This window comes from Paramuribaculum intestinale (genome assembly GCF_003024925.1).
GTDB classification, from domain to species: Bacteria; Bacteroidota; Bacteroidia; order Bacteroidales; family Muribaculaceae; genus Paramuribaculum; species Paramuribaculum intestinale.
Genome location: NZ_PUED01000377.1, coordinates 1 through 1,022, shown reverse-complemented (window position 1 = coordinate 1,022; position 1,022 = coordinate 1). Strand labels below are relative to the sequence as shown.

3 protein-coding genes are annotated in these 1,022 nt (G+C 58.7%); all 3 read right to left on the bottom strand.

Going from position 1 to position 1,022, the window contains the following annotated elements:
- Nucleotides 1-434 (bottom strand): heavy-metal-associated domain-containing protein (locus tag C5O24_RS13715; RefSeq protein WP_107681993.1); only part of this gene is annotated, 434 nt, incomplete at its 3' end.
- Nucleotides 419-796 (bottom strand): DUF2752 domain-containing protein, encoded by a 378-nt coding sequence (locus C5O24_RS13710; protein WP_161553926.1) that lies wholly within the window; start codon nt 794-796, stop codon nt 419-421. The genes C5O24_RS13710 and C5O24_RS13715, both read right to left, overlap by 16 nt.
- Nucleotides 793-1,022, bottom strand: a 230-nt coding sequence (locus tag C5O24_RS13705) for a CD225/dispanin family protein (protein WP_107681992.1), incomplete at its 5' end; no start/stop codon positions are given. The genes C5O24_RS13705 and C5O24_RS13710, both read right to left, overlap by 4 nt.

Sequence of the window (1,022 nt, the reverse complement as noted above, 5' to 3'; positions counted from 1 at the left end):
ATCTCACTCACCGTGCGGTCGCCATAGCTCAGCAGTTCCTTCACCCGCTCCACTTTCTGGGCTATATGGTATTTCTCTATCGTGCGCCCTTCGCTCTGGCTGAACATACGGCTTGCGACAGCATACGGCTCACCGGTCTGACGCTCCACACATGCCGACAGGTTGAGCCGGCAGTCGGGCTCTTCGCGCACATGATGCATCACGGCAAGTTTCACACGCTCCACCACCTCTGCGGCGTGGTCGGTCACGATCCTGAACCCCGAGGCCTCCAGAGCCTCCACAAGCCGACGGCGTGCGTCGGGCGATAACTCCGTCTCGGCCACACGCGCCCTTCCAAGCTCCACCTCCTCCACCGTCAGTCCCTGAGCGCGGAGCACACGTTCCACCTCGGCCACACAATGGCGGCACACCATTCCGGCTATGGTAAGTTCCATATATTCCGAGCTATCCACCAGACTATTATCACTACAAACACGATCCATATCATCGTCCGGCCATTGAGCGCATTGTAGACTCGCGGCATACTCCGCCTCATGCCCTGCGCCACAAGCATCAGAGCCACAAGCGGCATCGATGCCACCAGCAGAGCATTGGACTTGAAAGCTCCGGCAAAGTCGGCATGGAGCATGGCGTGGACGGCCCGTTGCGACCCACAGCCCGGACACTGCAGCCCGGTTAGAGTAAGAAACGGACATCGCGGAAAATGCGATTCGGCAGGATCAAAGACAGCATAGACCGCCACAAGAGCGGCAAGGATCACTGCCCCGGCTATCCACCAAAGCAGCCTGCGGCTCATAGCATAGACAGCACCACCTGGAACGGTATAGCTATCAGGCCGCACACTATCGTCACAGCCAGCCATATCGCCGTGTTTTCCGAAGCCTTGCGGGCACCCTCATAGTCGCCGGCATAATATCGGCTCGACACCTTGGTGGAATAGATCAGCGCCACAATGCCGGTGACCACACAACACACCAGCATAGCCACGATGCTCCATGCCAGATAGGTAGGCGGCATAGGAG